General features: G+C 62.5%; 18 protein-coding genes. 3 read left to right on the top strand and 15 right to left on the bottom strand.

The annotated features are described in order from the left end of the window. The first annotated feature begins 306 nt into the window (after nucleotides 1-306). A complete protein-coding gene (locus V1273_RS11035; RefSeq protein ID WP_334409611.1) occupies nucleotides 307-1527 on the top strand; it encodes a cytochrome P450 in 1221 nt (406 codons plus the stop codon). 411 nt (nucleotides 1528-1938) lie between these two features. Here V1273_RS11035 and V1273_RS11030 read toward each other — a convergent pair whose 3' ends face one another. Beyond that, nucleotides 1939-2517, bottom strand: coding sequence for a hypothetical protein (locus tag V1273_RS11030; RefSeq protein WP_334409610.1), 579 nt, complete (start codon nucleotides 2515-2517; stop codon nucleotides 1939-1941). Here V1273_RS11030 and V1273_RS11025 point away from each other — a divergent pair. Together V1273_RS11025 and V1273_RS11020 are read left to right on the top strand one after the other, a co-directional pair. After that, nucleotides 2458-3522, top strand: a complete 1065-nt coding sequence (locus tag V1273_RS11025; protein WP_334409609.1) for a Spy/CpxP family protein refolding chaperone — start codon at nucleotides 2458-2460, stop codon at nucleotides 3520-3522. The genes V1273_RS11030 and V1273_RS11025 overlap by 60 nt on opposite strands. Before the next feature lie 7 nt (nucleotides 3523-3529). Further along, the gene (locus V1273_RS11020) at nucleotides 3530-4024 is read left to right on the top strand and encodes a c-type cytochrome (protein WP_334409608.1); all 495 of its coding nucleotides are present in this window, start codon (nucleotides 3530-3532) and stop codon (nucleotides 4022-4024) included. A 33-nt stretch (nucleotides 4025-4057) separates the two neighbouring features. Here the strand turns inward: V1273_RS11020 and V1273_RS11015 are convergent, their stop codons facing one another. The 14 genes from V1273_RS11015 to V1273_RS10950 all read right to left on the bottom strand — a co-directional run bounded on the left by V1273_RS11015 (nucleotide 4058) and on the right by V1273_RS10950 (nucleotide 18401). Then, complete coding sequence (locus tag V1273_RS11015; RefSeq protein ID WP_334409606.1) at nucleotides 4058-4933, bottom strand: hypothetical protein; 876 nt, start codon at nucleotides 4931-4933, stop codon at nucleotides 4058-4060. A 14-nt stretch (nucleotides 4934-4947) separates the two neighbouring features. Further along, nucleotides 4948-6312, bottom strand: coding sequence for an MBOAT family O-acyltransferase (locus V1273_RS11010; RefSeq protein WP_334409605.1), 1365 nt, complete (start codon nucleotides 6310-6312; stop codon nucleotides 4948-4950). A 126-nt stretch (nucleotides 6313-6438) separates the two neighbouring features. Beyond that, a complete protein-coding gene (locus V1273_RS11005) occupies nucleotides 6439-6819 on the bottom strand; it encodes a hypothetical protein (RefSeq protein WP_334367711.1) in 381 nt (126 codons plus the stop codon). Nucleotides 6820-7008: 189 nt separating this feature from the next. Next, nucleotides 7009-7299 carry a hypothetical protein gene (locus V1273_RS11000; protein ID WP_334367710.1) on the bottom strand — a complete coding sequence of 97 codons (291 nt, stop codon included), beginning with the start codon at nucleotides 7297-7299 and terminating at the stop codon, nucleotides 7009-7011. Between the two features lie 234 nt (nucleotides 7300-7533). After that, on the bottom strand, nucleotides 7534-8397 hold the full coding sequence (locus tag V1273_RS10995) for a sugar phosphate isomerase/epimerase family protein (RefSeq protein WP_334383088.1): 864 nt from the start codon (nucleotides 8395-8397) through the stop codon (nucleotides 7534-7536). Further along, on the bottom strand, nucleotides 8397-9590 hold the full coding sequence (locus tag V1273_RS10990) for a dihydrodipicolinate synthase family protein (protein WP_334409604.1): 1194 nt from the start codon (nucleotides 9588-9590) through the stop codon (nucleotides 8397-8399). The genes V1273_RS10995 and V1273_RS10990 overlap by 1 nt, the downstream gene beginning before the upstream one ends. 12 nt (nucleotides 9591-9602) lie before the next feature. Beyond that, the gene (locus tag V1273_RS10985; protein ID WP_334409603.1) at nucleotides 9603-10754 is read right to left on the bottom strand and encodes a Gfo/Idh/MocA family protein; all 1152 of its coding nucleotides are present in this window, start codon (nucleotides 10752-10754) and stop codon (nucleotides 9603-9605) included. Further along, entirely contained in the window at nucleotides 10751-12154 is a 1404-nt protein-coding gene (locus tag V1273_RS10980) for a hypothetical protein (RefSeq protein WP_334409602.1), read from the bottom strand. The genes V1273_RS10985 and V1273_RS10980 overlap by 4 nt, the downstream gene beginning before the upstream one ends. A gap of 11 nt (nucleotides 12155-12165) precedes the next feature. Next, the gene (locus tag V1273_RS10975) at nucleotides 12166-13014 is read right to left on the bottom strand and encodes an ABC transporter ATP-binding protein (protein ID WP_334383092.1); all 849 of its coding nucleotides are present in this window, start codon (nucleotides 13012-13014) and stop codon (nucleotides 12166-12168) included. 177 nt (nucleotides 13015-13191) lie between these two features. Further along, nucleotides 13192-14190, bottom strand: a complete 999-nt coding sequence (locus tag V1273_RS10970; RefSeq protein WP_334409601.1) for an ABC transporter substrate-binding protein — start codon at nucleotides 14188-14190, stop codon at nucleotides 13192-13194. Nucleotides 14191-14245: 55 nt separating this feature from the next. Next, nucleotides 14246-15055 (bottom strand): ABC transporter permease, encoded by an 810-nt coding sequence (locus tag V1273_RS10965; RefSeq protein WP_334367704.1) that lies wholly within the window; start codon nucleotides 15053-15055, stop codon nucleotides 14246-14248. Nucleotides 15056-15309: 254 nt separating this feature from the next. Then, complete coding sequence (locus V1273_RS10960) at nucleotides 15310-16017, bottom strand: TetR/AcrR family transcriptional regulator (protein ID WP_334409600.1); 708 nt, start codon at nucleotides 16015-16017, stop codon at nucleotides 15310-15312. Nucleotides 16018-16272: 255 nt separating this feature from the next. Continuing rightward, nucleotides 16273-17145, bottom strand: coding sequence for a VOC family protein (locus V1273_RS10955; protein WP_334409599.1), 873 nt, complete (start codon nucleotides 17143-17145; stop codon nucleotides 16273-16275). Further along, the gene (locus V1273_RS10950; RefSeq protein WP_334409597.1) at nucleotides 17142-18401 is read right to left on the bottom strand and encodes a Glu/Leu/Phe/Val family dehydrogenase; all 1260 of its coding nucleotides are present in this window, start codon (nucleotides 18399-18401) and stop codon (nucleotides 17142-17144) included. The genes V1273_RS10955 and V1273_RS10950 overlap by 4 nt, the downstream gene beginning before the upstream one ends. Nucleotides 18402-18583 lie beyond the last annotated feature (182 nt).

Raw genomic sequence — 18583 nt, 5'->3', positions numbered from 1 at the left:
GAGTAATCACTCACCTTTGCGAAGTCAAGGATACATTGCAGCGCACTAGGCGGATTCTGCCGCCGGGTGGCATCAAAGACACGGCTTCATCACTTTGTTTTAGCACGCTTTTTCTGGAAAACGGTCCTCGCGTTGCAGACTTATCCCGAATTGGTCGCAACCCCAAGGCGCTTGGATCAAGGCGCTTGGATGGTGTGGACTGAAAGCTGCGCCGACTTGACGCTTTGAAAGCGACGTCTAAGATAGTTGCAAATGCGACTAATTTGACGGCCGCTTACCTTTCCGTCCCAACGAGTACGGCGAGCCATGAATCTGGATGCGCGCGAACTGGCGGCCACATTCGACCTCGAAAAGCTGACGCCCGAGTTCTATGCCAACCCCTACCCGACCTATCGCGCACTGCGCGAGAGCGAACCGGTCAAGCGGTTGCCGAACGGGTCGTATTTCCTGACCCGCTACGACGACCTGGTTGCAGCCTACAAGAACACCAAGGCCTTCTCGTCCGACAAGAAGAAGGAGTTCTCGCCGAAGTATGGCGACTCCCTGCTCTACGAGCACCACACCACGAGCCTCGTGTTCAACGATCCTCCCGCCCACACCCGCGTCCGCCGGCTGATCATGGGCGCACTATCGCCGCGCGCGATCGCCGGCATGGAGCCCGACCTGGTCCGGCTGGTCGACCGCCTGCTCGACGCCATCGCCGCCAAGGGCAAGGTGGACCTGATCGACGATTTCGCTGCTGCCATTCCGATCGAAGTGATCGGCAATCTGCTCGATGTGCCGGAGAGCGAGCGCGATCCCTTGCGCGACTGGTCGCTGGCCATTCTCGGCGCGCTGGAGCCGGTAATCGGCCCGGAAGCCTTCGCCCGCGGCAACACGGCGGTGAAGGATTTCCTGGCGTATCTCGAAGGGCTGGTGGCGCGGCGACGGGCCAAGCCCGGCAATCCCGACCGCGACGTGCTGACGCGACTGCTTCAGGGCGAAGACAATGGCGAGCGGCTGACCGAAAAGGAGCTGCTGCATAACTGCATCTTCCTGCTCAATGCCGGGCACGAAACCACCACCAACCTGATAGGCAACGGGCTGGTCGCCTTACTGAACCACGCAGGCGAGAAACGCCGGCTGATTGAAAATCCCGAGCTGATCAAGACCGCGGTCGAGGAAATGCTGCGGTTCGAGAGCTCCAACCAACTCGGCAACCGCATGACCGTCGAGCCGTTCGAACTCGGCGGCGTCGCGATGCCGGCGGGCACACCAGTGACGCTGTGCATCGGCGCCGCCAACCGCGACCCCGCCCAGTTCGCCGATCCCGAACGTTTCGATATCGGCCGCACGCCGAACCGGCATCTGGCCTTCGGCACCGGCGCGCATCAATGCGCCGGCATGGCGTTGGCGCGGCTCGAGGGCGCCATCGCGATCTCGCGTTTCCTCGCGCGCTTTCCGGATTATGCGCTCGACGGCGAACCGGTACGCGGCGGCCGCGTGCGCTTCCGTGGATTTCTGAGCGTGCCTTGCACGGTCAGCTAAGCCGCAGGCGAACTGTATCAGTCCTGCGTCGTAAAATCGCAACGTAAGCCATAGCCGCGACGAACGATTCCTGCGCCTGCGCGTTGATGCTCCTGGGCGACGAAGCGAGGGAGTGAGATCATGCTTTCGAGCAGCGCTCGCATCGCAGCATTTTTGCTCGGTATCTCCGCGATAGCGGTGAGCACCGGCTCGTCCGCCCAACATCGAGGAGGCGTTGGTCCCGGCGGCGGGGCTGCTCCAGCAGCGCGACCGGCTGCACCGCCACCGGCGATGGCTCGCCCGGCGGCGCCACCGGCGATGGCTCGCCCGGCGGCACCTCCAGCCATGGCTCGCCCGGCGGCGCCTCCAGCCATGGCGCGACCCGCCGCGCCCGCCCCGACGATCCGTGCAGCTCCTTCGCCGCAACGTCCATCAATAGCCCCGCAGGCGGCACCACCGCGCATCGCCGCGCCACCGCGGCCGGCAGCACCGCGTGTCGTAGCGCCGCGGCCTGAGATTCATCGTGCCACGCCGTCGCAACGACCGGCCATGGCGCGGCAGCCCGAACCGCGCATTACCGCACCTTCGCGGGCCGGCGCATCGCCTGTCGTAGGCGCAGCCCCGTCGCGAAGGGAACAGGTCGAAACGCGTGCGCAGCAGCGTGAGCAGCGCCTCCAGCAGCGGCAGCAAATGGTGCAGGAGCGGCAGCGCGATGTCCTGTCGCGCCAGAGCACGGAGCGGCAGAGCCGCATCGATCGCTTGCAGCAGCGCGTCCAGCAATTGCAGTCGCAGAGGCCGGAAGGTCTCCGAGCACAACGCGAACAGCAAAGATCGCTGCAGGCTCAAAACCGCCTGCTCCAACGCGAGCAGCGCATCCAGGAACGTGACCAGGCACGCCTGCAGCGGCTTGGGCCACAGCCCTCGGCTGAACGATCCGCCTCTGCCGCGGCCATGCAGGCCGCCGCCCGCGGGCGATTTTCCGCGCAGTTCCGCAGCAATGATGCCCTGCAAGCCCGCGCGGCGCTGACCGCCCGGGAGAACCGCTGGGCTCCGCGCCACGCCTGGCGGCACGGCCATCGCGCCGCGTTCGTAGCCTGGCTCGGCCCGGTCTTCTGGCCTTACGCCTATTCCGACATCTTCAATTACACGTTCTGGCCCCACGCCTACGACCCCGGCTATTGGGCGTATGCCTACGACGACTTCGTCGACACCGTGTTTTGGGGTACGGACAGCCCCTATTCCGCCTACGCCAGATATCCCGAGCCCGGGGCGGCAGTCACCGATTTCCGAGCGGGCAAGCGCGCAAGCGTGAGCCAGCAGGCGCTCCGGCAGGTGTGCAGAGAACCGGACGAGGGCGTGACCGCCTGGCCGATTGCGTCGATCGTGCGCGCCGTGCAGCCGACGCCCGAGCAGCGCGCCCTGCTCGACGAATTGAAATCCGCCGCGGCAAAGGCCGCCGACGTCTTCAAGAATTCTTGCGCCGACTCCTTTGCCATGACGCCGCCTGGTCGCCTGCGGGCGATGACGAACCGCGTGACGGCTACGCTCGACGCGGTAAGGATCGTGCGTCCGGCGCTTGAGCGGTTTTACAATTCGCTAAATGATGAGCAAAAAGCGCGCTTCAACGCGCTCGGCCCGAACGTCGGCGAGCGTTCGCAACAGCAGCCGCAGCAGGAAGCGAATACGCAAACCGAGGCTTGCGGCGATCCGAAATCCAGCCTCACGCGGCTACCGATTGAGCGGATCGAGGCTGTCGTACGGCCGGCGGGCGAGCAAAAGGAGGCGCTTGACCGCTTGAGCGACGTGACCAAGAAGGCGGTTGCAGGGCTGCAAGCTGTCTGCCCGGACGATGTGCCGCTTACGCCGGTCGGGCGGCTGGATGCGATGGAGAAGCGGCTCAAGGCCATGCTCGAGGCAGCCGATTGGGTGCAGGAGGCGTTGGATAAGTTCTATGGCACGCTGAGCAACGAGCAGAAGGCGCGCTTCAATACGATGCCGCAGGTCGCAGGCCAGTGACCGAAACATGCCCGGCATCCTTCTTGACGAGGATCGAATGAGGCAATCGCATTTTGTCACGCTGCTCGCCCGGCCGAGATCCAGCCGGCGAGACGCACGTTTACGGTACGGTCGGACGTTCCTGATAGGCGCGTTGAGCGGACTGGCGTATATGCTTGCTTCGCCTTCCGCCCTGCCCCAGGCGCCGCAAGGCGCGGAGGGCGTCTCAGGACAACAGGCGTTCAACAATGCCTGTCGAACGTGCCACATCATGAGAGAGGGCGACAATCGGCTGGGCCCCAACCTGCACAAGATTGTCGGACGCAAAGCGGGATCGCTACCAGACTATGGGTTTTCCAGCGCAATGAAGGAGGCAGGATTCGTCTGGGATGAGGAGAAGCTCGATCGCTTCATTGCCAACCCCGATGAGGTCGTGCCCGGCAACAGCATGAAGCCGTATGGCGGCCTCTCATCGAGCGAGGATAGAAAAAAGATCATCGCCTTTCTTGCTCAATCACGATAGCGCCGTAGCCCGGCTTTTCGAGAAAAGCCCCCGTCATTTCACCGCGCGCGCCAATGCCAAAGCGCGCTCCATCGCCTGCGCTACGATGACCGCAGAGCGCTCGTCGAGATGAACACCATCGGCCCAGCGCAGCTCGCCCCGGTTCACTTCGATAGATAGCCATCGATTGGAATCCGGAAACGCGGCGTGAATAATTTCCCGCGTGATCGCCGCATGCCGCGAGCCTTCGATCGGCTCGGAATAGGGTAGCTCGAACAGCAAAACGCGCGCACCGCGTTGTTCCATGATCCGGATCAGCTTCCCAATCCATTTCGCGCTGATCTGCACCGCATCCGTCGGATCCTCCGCATTGGATTGCTGCAGCGCTCGATCCGCGTAGACCCGGTTGTCGAAATCGCTCGGCCGCTGCCCGATCAATCTGCGCAGTTCGAGCGAAACCTGCTCATGCGTCAGCGGCGCGTGAAGGCGCTGCTCATAAGCGGCTACCGCGGCCCTGATCGGGCGAAAGAACAATGGCTCGGCATCGCCGCGTGAGTAACGTTCAACCAGCGCGGCATCGGTCTGACGGACGAGAACGTTCGCCTCGACCAGAATGAAGCTCGGAAGCTGCGGCTGGTTCGCAACGATCTCCAGCCCGGTGAGCGGCGAGCCGCCCGAAAGCGCCAGATTTCTCAGCTTGGGCGTTACAAAATATTCCTCCCTGAGGCGGAGCGTGATCGAGCTGCCCACGAGCACGACGTCAGGCAACGGCTCGCGCAGGTAACGGCTGAGCGTAATCAGCGTACCGTCCCGCGTTGTCGTTGCCGGCATTTGCAGCCCGCTGCCGAAGCGGACGGTAGCGAAGCCGCAGGCGCTCAAGACAATCGCCGCGCCGGCACCGCATTTTATCAACCACCGAACGGCAGACACGTCTTCCTCGCTCCCTAGAACTGAAAGTAGATGAACGACGTTTCCGGGCCGGCTTCCAGATACGCCAGCGCGGCCATCGAGCCGTAGAGATATGGCTCCGCCCAGCGCAGCTTTCCCTCCGACAGCGGACGAAGACCGAGGTGCTGAATCATGACCGGCAGCGAATAGAGCAGCGCCAGGTTGTAGAACAGCTTCGTCGGGTTGGGATTCGTGCTCGGCGTAAACATACCCGTGAGGTAGCCGACCGCATGATCGAAGTTCGGTAGCTTGAAGAAGATCCAGAGCATGGTGACGCAGACGAAAACGACGGTCATCCGGGCCGCTCGAAATACCGCAAAGTCGATCGACGCCAAACGCGCCAACAAGGGGCGTTCGACCACCAGCAACAGGCCGTGCAACAGCCCCCAGATCAGATAGCTGAGGCCGGCGCCGTGCCAGAGGCCGCCTAACCCCATCACGATCATCAGGTTCAAATAGGTGCGCCATACGCCATGACGATTGCCGCCGAGCGGGACGTAAAGATAGGTCCGCAACCAGGTCGACAGCGAGATATGCCAACGCGTCCAGAACTCGGAGAACGAGGTCGAGATGTAGGGAAGATTGAAGTTGATCGGCAAACGATAACCGAACAGCAGGGCAAGGCCGATCGCGATCGCGGAATAGCCGAAAAAGTCCGCATAGATCTGATAGCTGTAGAGGAAAACCAGCAGCCAGCGATCCTGGGTCTGCAGCGTCTCGTAGAGCGGGAAGCTCATGTAAGACGTCATTTCATTGAGGTTGTTGGCAACGTAGAGCTTGAAGAAAAACCCGGTCAGGATCCATTTCGCGGCCTCGACGAACGGAATGTCCGCAAAGTATTTCGGCTTGATCTGCGGCATGAACATTTCCGCGCGCGTGATCGGACCCGAAACGAGCTGCGGAAAGAAAATGATGTAGAGGAAGACGCCCGTCAGCGTCGGCGGCGCGCCCTTCTGCCGGGTCAAATCGACCAAGAGGCTGATGTTGTGGAAGACGAAAAATGAAATGCCGATCGGCAGCGGCAGCTTCAGAAGAAAATCGAGCGGCGCGAAATCGACCAGGCTGGGGGACGCCGGATCGATAAACAGCAGTTTATATTTGAAGAACGCCAGCAGCGCGAGGTTGAAGGCGATGCCGGCCCGCAGCCAGAGCTGCCGGTTTCGCAACGCCAGGACCAGGAAAAGATATGTTCCGAGAACCGCGACAGCCAACAGCGCCAGCAGTTCCGGCTGGCCATAGCCGTAAAAGAACAGGCTGGCGAAGACCAGCAGTTGGACCTGAAATGCTCGCAGTGCCGGAAGATAATACGCCGCGAATACGATCGCGACGAAAATGCCGAACTGCCAGGATGTGAAAGTCATGCCGCCCCAACGGTGGTTGGGGAAGCTCTAGCATTTCGGCCCGGGAGGGCCTAGCCGGAACCCGGATTGCCGGCCTGGAGCAGACCGCTCGACGCGGCTCGATTCCGCCACAGATGTCGGGAAGTTCTAGTTGCCGGCCGTGTTGAAGCGGGAAAGGTCGCAATCCCGTTCGGCATATTTCACGCGCCGCAGGCCCTCGCGGTCTTCGACCACGGTCGGCCGGCAGCGTTCCCTCCAGGCAGCTTGAGCCGCTTCATCGGCTTTCAGTTCTTCCGCGGTGCGGGGCGTGATCTTCACGGTGCCGCGGCTGCCGACGTAGAAATTGGTTTGCTGACTGGGAAGCAGCGGCGCACCCGAAGCAATGGCCGCGGCCTTGGCATTCGCTTCGGCCTGCGCCGCGCGGGCGGCCTGGGCGGCATCTGCGGCATGGCCGTGGTCCATCGCGAATTGCGCGGACGCGGACGATACCGAAGCGACGACGATCGAGATTGCGATGAAGACGCGCATGGACACTGCCCCTTGATGAATGCGTCTGTCAGGAATGACCGACAAGCATTGAGGCGGCGTAAAGCTGTGTGACTAACCGGATCGCAATTTGATCGATAAAGGTTTAGCGGTCTTTCGGGCGCGCGTTGCCCACCGTTCATCGAGCTGTAGGGCTCGGAATTCTCCTCGCTCGCGGCGAGGAGAATCTTGCTACTCGCTGCGGCCGAACTCGCAGCCCTTGCGGGCGTACACCAGGCGGACGACACCTTCGTTGTCGTAGGTGCGTTTCGGCTTGCAGAACGCTTCCCACTTCTCGATGCTGGCGCGCCTTGCCTTCGCGTCTTCCTGATTCTGCGCCTCGCTGCGCACCGGATCGTCCAGATAGGATGTCGTGCACACCCTGCCGTAGAACTTGCTGTAGGTGCAGCGTTCCACGACCTGCCAGGCCTGCGCCGATGTCGACAGCAGGGCCAGTGTTGCAATTGCGTAAAGGATTTTCATGTTGTCGCTCATCGCTCGAGGAGACTTTCTCCGTGCGACTAGCTAGCGCCGGAGTTTATCGAGGCGCAACGGTAACCCTTTGTTAATCTAAATACCCGCGGAAAAGGTTAAATCTGGAACCGCGCGCTGTCTCTTCATGCGACGCTATCACGACCAGAACGCGCGTCAGTTCACATACGAGACAACACCGTCCGTCATTGAGACAGCGGAACAGGCGTCTTCGAGTGACGGCTGCTAGACCACCGTCCGATGCCGCGCGATGCAGGTCTGCAGGACCTCGTCCATCGGCCTTGTCCACCACTCGTTGGAGAAGATTTCGATCTCGGAATAGCCGGCAAAGCCCTGCGCCTCGACCGCTGATCGCACAGATGTGATGTCGATGACGCCGTCACCCATCATGCCGCGGTCGTTGAGGATGTCTTTTGTCGGCACCAGCCAGTCGCAGACGTGAAACGCCAGCAATCGATCTTTCCCCGCGCGCGCAATCTGCGGCATCAATTCCGGGTCCCACCAGATGTGATAGACGTCGAGCGCAACGCCCAGCGCACCGGTGCGCAGCGGGTCGAGCTGATCGCAAATGTCCAGCGCCTGCTTCGTCGTGTTCACGCAGGCACGGTCGGCGGCGTAGGCCGGATGCAAAGGCTCGATCGCGAGCGGCATGTTGGCCTCTCTCGCATACTCCAGCATTTCCGCGATCGCGTCATGGACCTGCGTCCGCGCGGCCGCAATGTCCTTTGAGGCCGCGCTTCCCGGCCGCGAATATTGCGGCAGGCCGCCGACGACCAGCACGATACAGGGCGCACCCAGCGCCTTGGCTTCGTCCACCGCGCGGCGGTTGTCGTCGCGTGCCTCGATGCGATGCGCCGCATCCGCCGTGAACATGCCGCCGCGGCAATAGCCGGATAATTCAAGCCCGGCGTCGCGCACCGCCCGCACCGCGCGCTCGAGGCCAATGGCCGCAACCTGGTCGCGCCAGGGATCGATGGCGCGGATGCCATGCCGCGCGCAAGCATCGATGATGGCAACGAGATCGCCCTGCTTGCGGACGGTTGCCGTGTTCAGCGACAGCCAGCGATGATCGCTCGAGAAATCACGCATCAGGGTTCGATGCCGCGCGTTGCCAGCACCGTCTTCATGCGCCGCGTTGCCAGTTCGGGGTTGGAGAGCAGCCCAGCTTTGTCCGCAAGGCGAAACAATTCGGCCAGATGCAGCGTCGAGCGCGTGCTCTCCTGCCCGCCGACCATCGTGAAATGATCCTGGTGGCCGTTGAGATAGGCCATGAACACGATGCCGGTCTTGTAGAACCGCGTCGGCGCCTTGAAGATATGGCGCGACAGTGGCACGGTCGGCCCCAATACGTCATGGAAACCGGCCTCGTCACCGGCGGCCAGCCGCGACAGTGCATAGGACGCCGCCGGAGCGATGGCATCGAAGATGCCGAGCAGCGCATGCGAAAAGCCTTGCTCGTCGCCCGCGATCAGTTCGGCGTAGTTGAAATCGTCTCCGGTATACATCTTCACCCTGGGATCGAGGCGACGGCGCATGTCGATCTCGCGCTGCTTGTCGAGCAGCGAGACTTTTACGCCATCGACCTTGGCGGCATTGGCGTTGATGATGGCAACCGCCGTATCCATCGCCTTGTCGAGATCGGCCGTTCCCCAATAGCCCGATAGCGCCGGGTCGAACATGTCGCCGAGCCAGTGGATGATCACGGGCTCGCGAACCTGTGACAGTACCTGGTTGTAGACCTTTGCATAGTCGTCAGCGCTGCGGCCAAGCTTTGCCAATGCGCGCGAGGCCATCAAGATGATGCGGCCACCGGCCTTCTCGACCGCCGCGATCTGTTCCTCATAGGCGCGGATCACATCGTCGAGGCTCTTTGCGTCTTCCACTGCGAGGTGGTCGGTGCCGGCGCCGGAAAACACCAGCGCATTGCCCTTCGCTTTCGCAGCCTTTACCGAACGCTGGATTAGTTCCAGCGAAGTCGGCCAATCCAGCCCCATGCCGCGCTGCGCGGTGTCCATCGCCTCGGCAACGCCAAGGCCGAGATCCCAGACATGCTCGCGAAACGCGATGGTGCGGTCCCAGTCGATGACGGATGTCAGCCACGGGTCTTCGTCGGCGAGTGGGTCCGCCACAACGTGCGCGGCCGAGAAGGCCACGCGGTTGAGCGCACCTTCAAGCTTCGCCGGAAACGTCCGCGATGCCGCCAAGCGATAATCCTCGATTTTGCGATCCGCCGTCGGCAGCTTCAGCGACAGCGACGACATCGGCAGGACTGGCTTGTTCATGCTTAAGCCTCCTCACACCTTGATCGGGGCAACGTCGATCCAGCGCCGCTCGCGCCAGCTCTGCAGCGCGCATTCGGCGAGTTGCACGCCCTTGGCGCCTTCCAGCAGCGTGTATTTGTAGGGCGCGTCCTCGCAGACGTGGCGGATGAACATTTCCCACTGCTCCTTGAAGCCGTTGTCGTAGACAACGTTGTCGGGAACTTTCTGCCAGTCGGCATAGAAATCATGGGTGCGCTTCTCGTCCGGATTCCACACCGGCCGCGGCGTCGCCTGGCGCGCCTGGATCACGCAGTCGGTCAGGCCCGCCACCGCCGAGCCGTGGGTACCGTCGACCTGGAAGGTCACGAGGTCGTCGCGGTAGACGCGCGTCACCCAGCTCATGTTGATATGCGCGATCACGCCGCCCTTGAGGCGGAAGGTGGCATAGGCGGAATCATCGGCGGTCGCCGTGTACTTCTTGCCCTTTTCGTCGAAACGTTCGGGGATGTCGGTGGTGCCGAGGCAGGAGATGCTCTCGACCTCGCCGAAAAGATTGTCGAGCACGTAGCGCCAGTGGCAGACCATGTCGAGAATGATGCCGCCGCCGTCCTCGCTGCGATAATTCCATGACGGCCGCTGCGCTTCCTGCCAGCCGCCCTCGAACACCCAATAGCCGAACTCGCCGCGCACCGACAGCATCCGGCCGAAGAAGCCGGAATCGCGCAGGAAGGCGAGCTTCTTCAACCCCGGCAGGAACAGTTTGTCCTGCACCGTGCCGTGCTTGACGCCCTTGGTCTTGGCGAGCTTCAGCACCGCGACCGCCTCCTCCAGGTTGGTCGCGATCGGCTTTTCGCAATAGACGTGTTTGCCGGCCTCGATCGCCTTGGTCAGCAGCGACGGACGCGCCTGCGTGGTCGCGGCGTCGAAGAAGATCGTATCGCTCTTGTCGGCCAGCGCCTTGTCGAGATCGGTCGACCAGCGCTCCACGCTGAAGCGCTTCGCAAGACGCTCGACCTTGTCCGCATCGCGGCCGATCAGGATCGGGTCGGGCAGCATGCGGTCGCCGTTCGACAGCAGCACGCCGCCCTGATCGCGGATCGCGATGATGGAGCGGACCAAATGCTGGTTGAGTCCCATCCGGCCGGTCACGCCGTTCATGATCAGGCCGAGGCGTTTGGTCGTCATACTGCTTTCTCCAAGGGAATTCTGGCTGTGGGCTGCGCGAGTGGCGACATCGCGGACCAGTCCGGATGCGTGGCCGTGGCGAAGCCAGGTGTGGTCAGCGATCCCGTCAGGAGATCGCCGTCATGGATCGCGAGACGAACTTTATTGCCGTCGCGGACGTAAAGATCGGGATGGCCCGCGATAAACGCCTCCGCCTCAGTGGCCGGCGTATCGCTAAAACCATCCACATAGTGGTGGCCGTTGCGCTCGGCATGGGTGACGCCGATCAAAGCACCGAGCGCAAGATCCTGCTGCACGGCAAGGCCCGCCTGGCAGGTCAGGTCTTCGCCGGCGATGAAACATTTCTCGCCGGCGGCACTCCATCTGGCCGCGCGCGTAGCATTGATGATGGACTTGTAGATGCCCTTGCAGGATTTCGAGGAGATGCCGCGATAGCCGAGCGCCCGCGCCACCGGGAAGGCGTCGTAAGAATCGTCAGCCTCGTCGACGATGAAATCGCGCCGCGCCAGCGCGCCGAGCGGCGATTGCCGTGTGATGTCGCGCGGCATCGGCTGCTCGATGTAGAGGAGCTTCTGCGCGATCGTCTGCAGCGCGACATCGCGGTCGAGTTGCTCGACAAGCGCATTCAATGCAGTGAGGTCGGCGTACTGTTCATTGGCGTCGAGCGTGACGCGGTAATCGTACGACAGCATCGCCAGTTCATTGCCGATCCGGATCAGCCGATCGGCATCGTGCGCGGGGTCGCCGTTTACTTTAAGCTTGAAGTAGCGCGCGCCGGCGTTTTCTCTGATGTCGGCAACGCCGCCCTCGCCTTCGACCTTGTCGTCCATGCCGACCGTGTGCCGGATCGCGACGCGCTCCAGCCGTTTTCGGCCTGCGAGAAAGCGCGACACGTCATCATCGCCGAGATCGCGCGACAGGCGTGCATCCACGCCTGCGATGTTGTCGGCCATGCCGTCGAAGAAGCTGGCTCCCGTGCAACGCAGCAGCGCGTCGAGAATCGCCTTGTCGATCTCGGCCGGCCCGTAGGCCGCCGCCAGCGGCGGAATGTCTTCTCGCGCGCAGGCTTCGATCTGCGCGCCGATGCAGGCCGCATGCAGGCCGAACGCAGTCTCGAAGCCGGAATGCGCCAGATAGATGCCGCGCGCGATCAGAAGCGAGCGACGCAGCTCCTCGACTGTCTGCTCTGGCGCGAGATGCGGCCGCTTGTCGAACCATTTTGGAACCAGAAATTCGGCGCTGGCGCCAGTTGCCGTTCCCCTGCCTTCGACCTCGACCTCGACCCGCACGAAAGCCTGCGGCGTTGCGTTGATCACGACCGCGCCGAACCGGAACGGCCGGGCAAAGGTGACCGGACGTTCGAAAAAGGAGATGTCTCGTACGGCCAAGCGTAACGGCATCGAGCCAGCTTTCAGTCCAGCGCGCTTTGCGTGAAAAAGTGCTTGCGAATCCGCTGCACCAGTTCGGTGAAGGCGGGATCGGCCATCGCGTCGAGCGAGCGCGGGCGCGGCAGCGGTACGTCGTAGATCGCGGCGATCGCACCGGGCCGCTCGGTCATGACAAGCACGCGATCGGCCAGGAACACGGCTTCCGGAATCGAATGCGTGATCAGCAGCACGGTCTTGCCGGTCTCGCGCTGGATGCGCATCAACTCGACATTCATCTTCTCGCGCGTCATGGCATCGAGCGCGCCGAACGGCTCGTCCATCAGCATGATCTTGGGGTCATGCACCAGCGCCCGGCAGATCGAGGCGCGTTGCTGCATGCCGCCGGACAATTGCCAGGGCAATTTTTTCTCAAAGCCCTCCAGGCCGACCAGCTTCAACAGCGCTTTCGCCCGCGGCAGATATTCGTCGCGCGGCAATTTCTTCATGTCGATCGGCAACATCACGTTGGACAGGATGTTGCGCCAGGGCAGCAACAGCGCGTTCTGGAACACGATGCCGACATTGCCGTGCGGTTTTGTAACTTGCTCGCCTTCGACCAGAATCTCCCCCGTCGACGGCGCGAGCAGCCCGGAGATCATCTTCAACAGCGTGGACTTGCCGCAACCGGACGGGCCGACCACGACAAAGAACTCGCCCTCGTTGATATGGAAATCCAGCGGCCGCAGCGACGGCACGTCGCCGTCGCGCGAACGATAGGTTTTTGAGACGCCCGATAGCGTGATGCCAGGTGCCGCGGAGCCGGCGCGATCGGACACCAGGCGCAGATGCGCGGCTGGTTGGTCGACCTCGGTTGGTTTGGTCGCAGGATTCATTTCGCTAAGTCCATCTTTCCGTCGTCCCTGCGAACGCAGGGACCCATACGCCGCGGCTTGTCGTTCGGGCACTCCGGCAGAGACCTTCTGCAATAACCAGGGCCGGTGGTTATGGGTCCCTGCTCCGTGCGCAACCGCGCACTAGGCAGGGACGACGATAGATCCGCCATCAATGGCTTACGAACCGCCCTGCGGCAGGTAGTCGTTGGTATAAAACGCCTTCGGATTGTCCTTGGCCTTGGCATCCAATCCGCCATATTCGACCATCAGATTGACCGTGTCGGTCATGTTCTGGTCGGTCACCTGGAACGGCCGCTTGTTCTTGGTTTCAGCCGTCCGGTACAGCGGGATCGTCAGCTCAAAACCCTTCGTCAGCGTCTCGATCTTGCCGCCCTTCGGATTGGCATCGAGGATCGACTGCGCCGCCCCCTTCGGATCCTTCTCGGCGGCTTCGACCGCTTTCGTCGTCGCCGACATGAAGCGCTTGACGAGATCGGCATTGGCCTTGACGAAATCGGTGTTGGCGACGACGCCCGAGCAGACCATGTTGATGCCGTAGTCGGCGAACTTGATCGCGTTGACGTCCTTACCGGTCGCGTCCTTGATCTTCATCGACTGGTCCATGACATAGCCGAGCAATAGATCGGCCTGGCCGTTGATGACAGCGTTGAGCTTGGTCTGGCCGTCGCCGGCCACCGTCTGGAAGTCGCTTTCCTTCAGGCCGGTCTTCTTCAAAAAAAGCGGCCAGATCTGCGTCATCGAGTCCGCAGGCGTGATCGCCACCGTCTTACCCTTGATGTCCTCGGGCTTCTTGATGTTCTTTTCGACGAAGCCCATCGCCGACATCGGGCTGGTCTGCAGCAGCACGCCGGTGGCCACGATCGGGGCACCCTTGACCGCCGCGCGCATCATAGTGGGCACGTCGACATAGCCGAAATTGGCGGTCTTGGCCGCAACGGCCTGCGTGGTCGCCGCCGAGCCGCGGCCCTCCTGAATTTCGAGATCGATGCCCTCGGCGGCATAAATGCCCTTGGCCTTGCCGTAATAGAACGGCGCGTGCTCGCCATAGACGTACCAGTTCAGCATCAGCACCACCTTGTCGGCGGCCGATGCCGGAAGCACCGAAAGCGCGGCCCAGATCAGGGCGGCGGAGATCGCCGTTATCACTCGTATCATGGTCATCCTCCCGTTTGGTGATGCAGCCCTTGGATAGGCCGCCTGTTGGTTTGGCTTAGGAAGCAAAAATGATGTCCTCGCGCTGGCTGACATGCCAGGGAATCACGAGGCGTTCGATCCGGTCGACGACCCAGAACAGCACCACGCCGAGCAGCGCCAGGATCACCAGCGCCGCAAACATCGTCGGCAGGTCGAAGGTGCCGATCGAGCGCTGCATCACATAGCCGATGCCGGAATTGGAGCCGACGAACTCGCCGACGACTGCACCGACGACGGCAAGCGTCACCGAGACTTTCAGGCCCGAGAAGATCGCCGGCATCGCGTGCGGCAGGTTGACGGCGCGAAACACCTGGAAGCGGCTGCCCTGCATCGCGCGGGCGAGATCGACCATGTCAGGATCGACCGACTTAAAACCCTGCACGGCGGAGACCACCACCGGGAAAAACCCGAGCAGAAACGCCGAGATCACCTTTGGGATGATGCCGAAGCCAAACCACACCACGAACAGCGGCGCGATCGCGATCTTCGGCACCGATTGGGAGAACACCAGCAGCGGATAGACATAGCTCTCTACCGTCTTCGATCCCGCGATCAGCATGGCGACGGGAATGCCGAACACGGCCGACAACAGGAAGCCGCAGATGGTGGCGTAAGTGGTGGGCCAGGCCTGCCGCAGCAGTTCCGGCCAATCCGTCCGCAGCACCGCCACGACATCGCCCGGCGCCGGGATCTGGTAGGCCGGAATCTGGAACAGGCGGATGGTGAGGTCCCACATCACCACGATGAACAGCAGGAACAAAAACGGCCGCACCCACGCCGCGTTCAGCGCTTTCGACACACCGCTCTCGCGCTTCAGTTCGGCCAACGTCCCGCTCCCTGGTCATCGTCTTATGGCGGGAAATTAACCCGTTGGATAAATACTGGCAAGCGGGTTTTTGTGCGGCGAAATGGCCTGTTTTCCGTCGCCTTGCAAACGCCCTCGGCGTCACGACCCCGTCGCCCCTGCGAACGCAGGGGCCCATAACCAAAGGCGTCCATTTTGCGAAGGCTGAGGCCGCCGTCCCGGGCACGACAATCAAGGTCGGTGGTTATGGGTTCCTGCGTTCGCAGGAACGACGGTTAGACCGGCTGATGCGCTGGCGGCCGCACGCCCGGTGTCGCAGGCTTGCCGAAATCCGCGGTCGATTTCCCCGTCAGCGCCGCCAGCACCAGCGCGACCATATGCGCCAGGCGCTCGTCCCTCGCCTCCTTCTTCAGGAGGTCGCGGCCGAAGATCACGGAAAGCGTCGCGCTGTTGGAGAGATAGAAGAAGCACAGTGCGGCGATCGAGATATAGAGCTGGACGGGATCGACGGCGACGCGGAAATCGCCGCTTTCGACGCCGCGCGTCACCACGGTGCGGATCATCTCGACGAACGGCGAGTGCATCGACTTCACCTTGGTCGAGCGCTTCAGATGGCGCGCCTTTGCAAGGTTCTCGGTGTTGAGCAGCGCCAAAAATTCCGGGTTGCGAAGGAAATAGTTCCAGGTGAAATCGATCAGCCGTTCGATCGCCTCGGGCGGATCGAGGTGTTCGAGATCGAGCCCGCGCTCCTCGGAACGGATCTTCTCATAGGCGCCTTCCAGCACCGCGAGGTAGAGGTCTTCCTTGTTGCCGACGTGGTAGTACAGCATGCGCTTGTTGGCGCCGGCGTTGGCCGCGATGCGATCGACGCGCGCGCCGGCCAGGCCATGGGCGGCGAATTCCTGCTTGGCGGCCTCGAGAATGCGAAGCCGCATCCCCGCGGGGTCGCGCTGCCATTTCTGAACGCGTTTTGCCTTTGCCAAATCAGTCGCCCGTTGGTCGCATCGGGCAAGCTGTAGCATGCAGGGAAGCGTTTGAGAATGAAGGTTGTTCACCGTTGTTCACCCTCCCCTGGAGGGGGAGGGTCGTATCGCATCGTGCAAAGCAAGATGCGATACGGGGTGGGGTGACAGTCTCTCCATTGAGGCGGTGGTGCGGGTGGAGAGATCACCCCACCCCGTCTCACGTTTCGCTACGCTCAACGTGAGCCGACCCTCCCCTCCAGGGGAGGGTGAACTTCAGTCGGGCTTCCCCGCCGACGGCTGCACCAGCAGCGTGGGGACCCCGCATGTGCCGTTCCGCACCGTCATGACCCGCGTTCCCGGCTTGCGGCCGGTGCGGACTTCCGAGGCGTCGACGCCGGCCTGGACAAGCCGCGCATGGGTGGCGTCGATGTCGGTGACGCGCCAGCACAGGCCGCAAAGCTTGTCTTGAAGTTTGTCTTGAAATTTGTCCTGCGGCGTATCCGTCTCCTTGCCCGGCCGGTGTGTGACCTCGACGATGAGGTCGCCGCAGCGGAAGAACATCAGCCGGCCCCAATCGTGGTGCGAGCGGTCGAGCGCCATGTCGAGGCCGAGCCGCGCACCGTAGAGCGCTGCGGCCCGTTCCGGGTCCGACGTCGAGACCACGACATGGTCCAGCGCCGTGATCGATCCGGGCGTGGTTCTAACCGACAGCGGGCGCTCCTTGTCGCGCTCGAGGAAAAACATGCGGACGCCGCGCGTGGCATCTGTTGCCGCGCGTGTGCGCTTCCACGACAGCACAGCACCCGAGATCGCGTCGCGGCTTTCGACGTCGGCGATCACGTCCGGCTTCAGCGTCAGCCGGTCGAGCCTGCGATGCATTTTGGCGATGTCGCTGGTTCTGAAGCAGATGCTTGCGAGCCCCTCGCCTTGCGCGGCAAGAACGCTGCGAATGCGCTCGGCATTGGCGCCGTCGCCGCTCGGTGCCATCAATTCCAGCGAGGTGTTGTCGAGCGTGAACAGGACGCGGTCAGCCCCTTCGCCGCTGTTCTGCCAAGCCGGTGCGCGGGCAAACAAGGTCTGGTAAGCGGCGGAGGCTGCGTTGATGTCGCCGGTGAGAACGACGACGTGATCGAGGCCGGTGATCACGGAAACAGTCCCCGGACGTTTTTGGCGGCGCGCACCTTCTCGACGCCGATCGCCATCGCCGCCGTGCGGTGCGGGATCTTGTCGGCTTTGGCCCGCTGCAGCATCTGGTCGAAGGCGCGATCGAGGATCGCGTATTCGCGCCGCGTCACTTCCTCTTCCTCCCAGAACAATTGCTGCAGGTCCTGCACCCACTCGAAGTAGCTGACGACGACGCCGCCGGAATTGCAGAGAATGTCGGGGATCAGGAACACTTCGCCCTGGCGCTTTTCCAGCACCAGATCGGCTTCCGGCGTGGTCGGACCGTTGGCGCCCTCGGCCAGCACGCGGCACTTCAGGTTTTCGGCGACCCTTGCATCGATCACCCGCTCCATCGCCGCCGGCACCAGCACATCGCAGGGCAGCGTGAGGATTTGCTCGGGATCGAAAGTCAACTCGTTGGAGAACCCGGCGATACTTCCATGCGCGCCCGCATGTCGCATCAATGCTGGAATATCCAGTCCCTTCGGATCATGCAGCGCGCCGGTGTGATCGCTGACCGCGATGATCTTCAGGCCATATTGTTGTAGTTCCAGCGCGGCGTAGGAGCCGACATTGCCAAAGCCCTGGATCACGGCGGTAGCACTGCCCGGATTGATCGATAGCTCCTTGAGCACCCGCTTGGCGAGATAGGCGACGCCGCGCCCGGTTGCTTCGCGCCGGCCGAGCGTACCGCCCGATGAGACCGGCTTGCCGGTCACGATCTCGGTCACGGTTTGGCCCTGGTACATCGAATAGGTGTCCATGAACCAGGCCATCACCTGTTCGTTGGTGCCCATGTCCGGCGCCATCACATCGGTATGCGGACCGACGAACGGGATCATCTCTTGCATGTAGCGGCGCGACAGCCCTTCCAATTCGCGCTTGGAGATGGTGGAGAGATCGACATTGACGCCGCCTTTGGCGCCGCCATAGGGCAAACCGACAAGGGCACATTTCCAGCTCATCCAGATCGCGAGCGCTGCGACCTCACCGATGTCGACAGAGGGTGCAAACCGCGTGCCGCCTTTGGTCGGACCGAGGGTGAGATGGTGCTGGACACGATAGCCTTCAAATACTGCGACCGTGCCGTCGTCGCGGTGGATCGGGCAAGAGACAGTAACCGCCCGCTTCGGCATCAGGATGCGGCCGCGCTCATCCATCGGGATTTCCAGATGGTTGGCTATGACGCCAAACTGATTAACCGCCATGTCGAACACGGGACCGGAATAAACCGTCATCATTTTCTCCACTTTTGTCGCGCCGGTGGGGAAACCCGGGCAGCCGTCAGCCGTTATACGACGGTATGCCCAAGCCCCCCTTAAGGACGGTCGCAGTCTCCTCTATACTCCGATCTCAAGCAGCAAAGACGGCACGGTTGCGAATAATTTCAGCGAATGCATCCGATAACCAGTGCTAATGT

The organism is Bradyrhizobium sp. AZCC 1721, from assembly GCF_036924715.1.
In the GTDB taxonomy this organism is placed as follows: Bacteria; Pseudomonadota; Alphaproteobacteria; order Rhizobiales; family Xanthobacteraceae; genus Bradyrhizobium.
This window is presented reverse-complemented; position numbering and strand designations above follow the sequence as displayed.

Bases quoted from the DNA above. Each gene is read 5' to 3' on its own strand.
- V1273_RS10975 (WP_334383092.1), bottom strand. From the start codon at position 13,014: ATGAATCCTGCGACCAAACCAACCGAGGTCGACCAACCAGCCGCGCAT.
- V1273_RS10985 (WP_334409603.1), bottom strand. From the start codon at position 10,754: ATGACGACCAAACGCCTCGGCCTGATCATGAACGGCGTGACCGGCCGG.
- V1273_RS10990 (WP_334409604.1), bottom strand. From the start codon at position 9,590: ATGAACAAGCCAGTCCTGCCGATGTCGTCGCTGTCGCTGAAGCTGCCG.
- V1273_RS11025 (WP_334409609.1), top strand. From the start codon at position 2,458: ATGCAGGCCGCCGCCCGCGGGCGATTTTCCGCGCAGTTCCGCAGCAAT.
- V1273_RS10995 (WP_334383088.1), bottom strand. From the start codon at position 8,397: ATGCGTGATTTCTCGAGCGATCATCGCTGGCTGTCGCTGAACACGGCA.
- V1273_RS11000 (WP_334367710.1), bottom strand. From the start codon at position 7,299: ATGAAAATCCTTTACGCAATTGCAACACTGGCCCTGCTGTCGACATCG.
- V1273_RS11035 (WP_334409611.1), top strand. From the start codon at position 307: ATGAATCTGGATGCGCGCGAACTGGCGGCCACATTCGACCTCGAAAAG.
- V1273_RS11020 (WP_334409608.1), top strand. From the start codon at position 3,530: ATGCCCGGCATCCTTCTTGACGAGGATCGAATGAGGCAATCGCATTTT.
- V1273_RS10950 (WP_334409597.1), bottom strand. From the start codon at position 18,401: ATGACGGTTTATTCCGGTCCCGTGTTCGACATGGCGGTTAATCAGTTT.
- V1273_RS11010 (WP_334409605.1), bottom strand. From the start codon at position 6,312: ATGACTTTCACATCCTGGCAGTTCGGCATTTTCGTCGCGATCGTATTC.
- V1273_RS11005 (WP_334367711.1), bottom strand. From the start codon at position 6,819: ATGCGCGTCTTCATCGCAATCTCGATCGTCGTCGCTTCGGTATCGTCC.
- V1273_RS10970 (WP_334409601.1), bottom strand. From the start codon at position 14,190: ATGATACGAGTGATAACGGCGATCTCCGCCGCCCTGATCTGGGCCGCG.
- V1273_RS10980 (WP_334409602.1), bottom strand. From the start codon at position 12,154: ATGCCGTTACGCTTGGCCGTACGAGACATCTCCTTTTTCGAACGTCCG.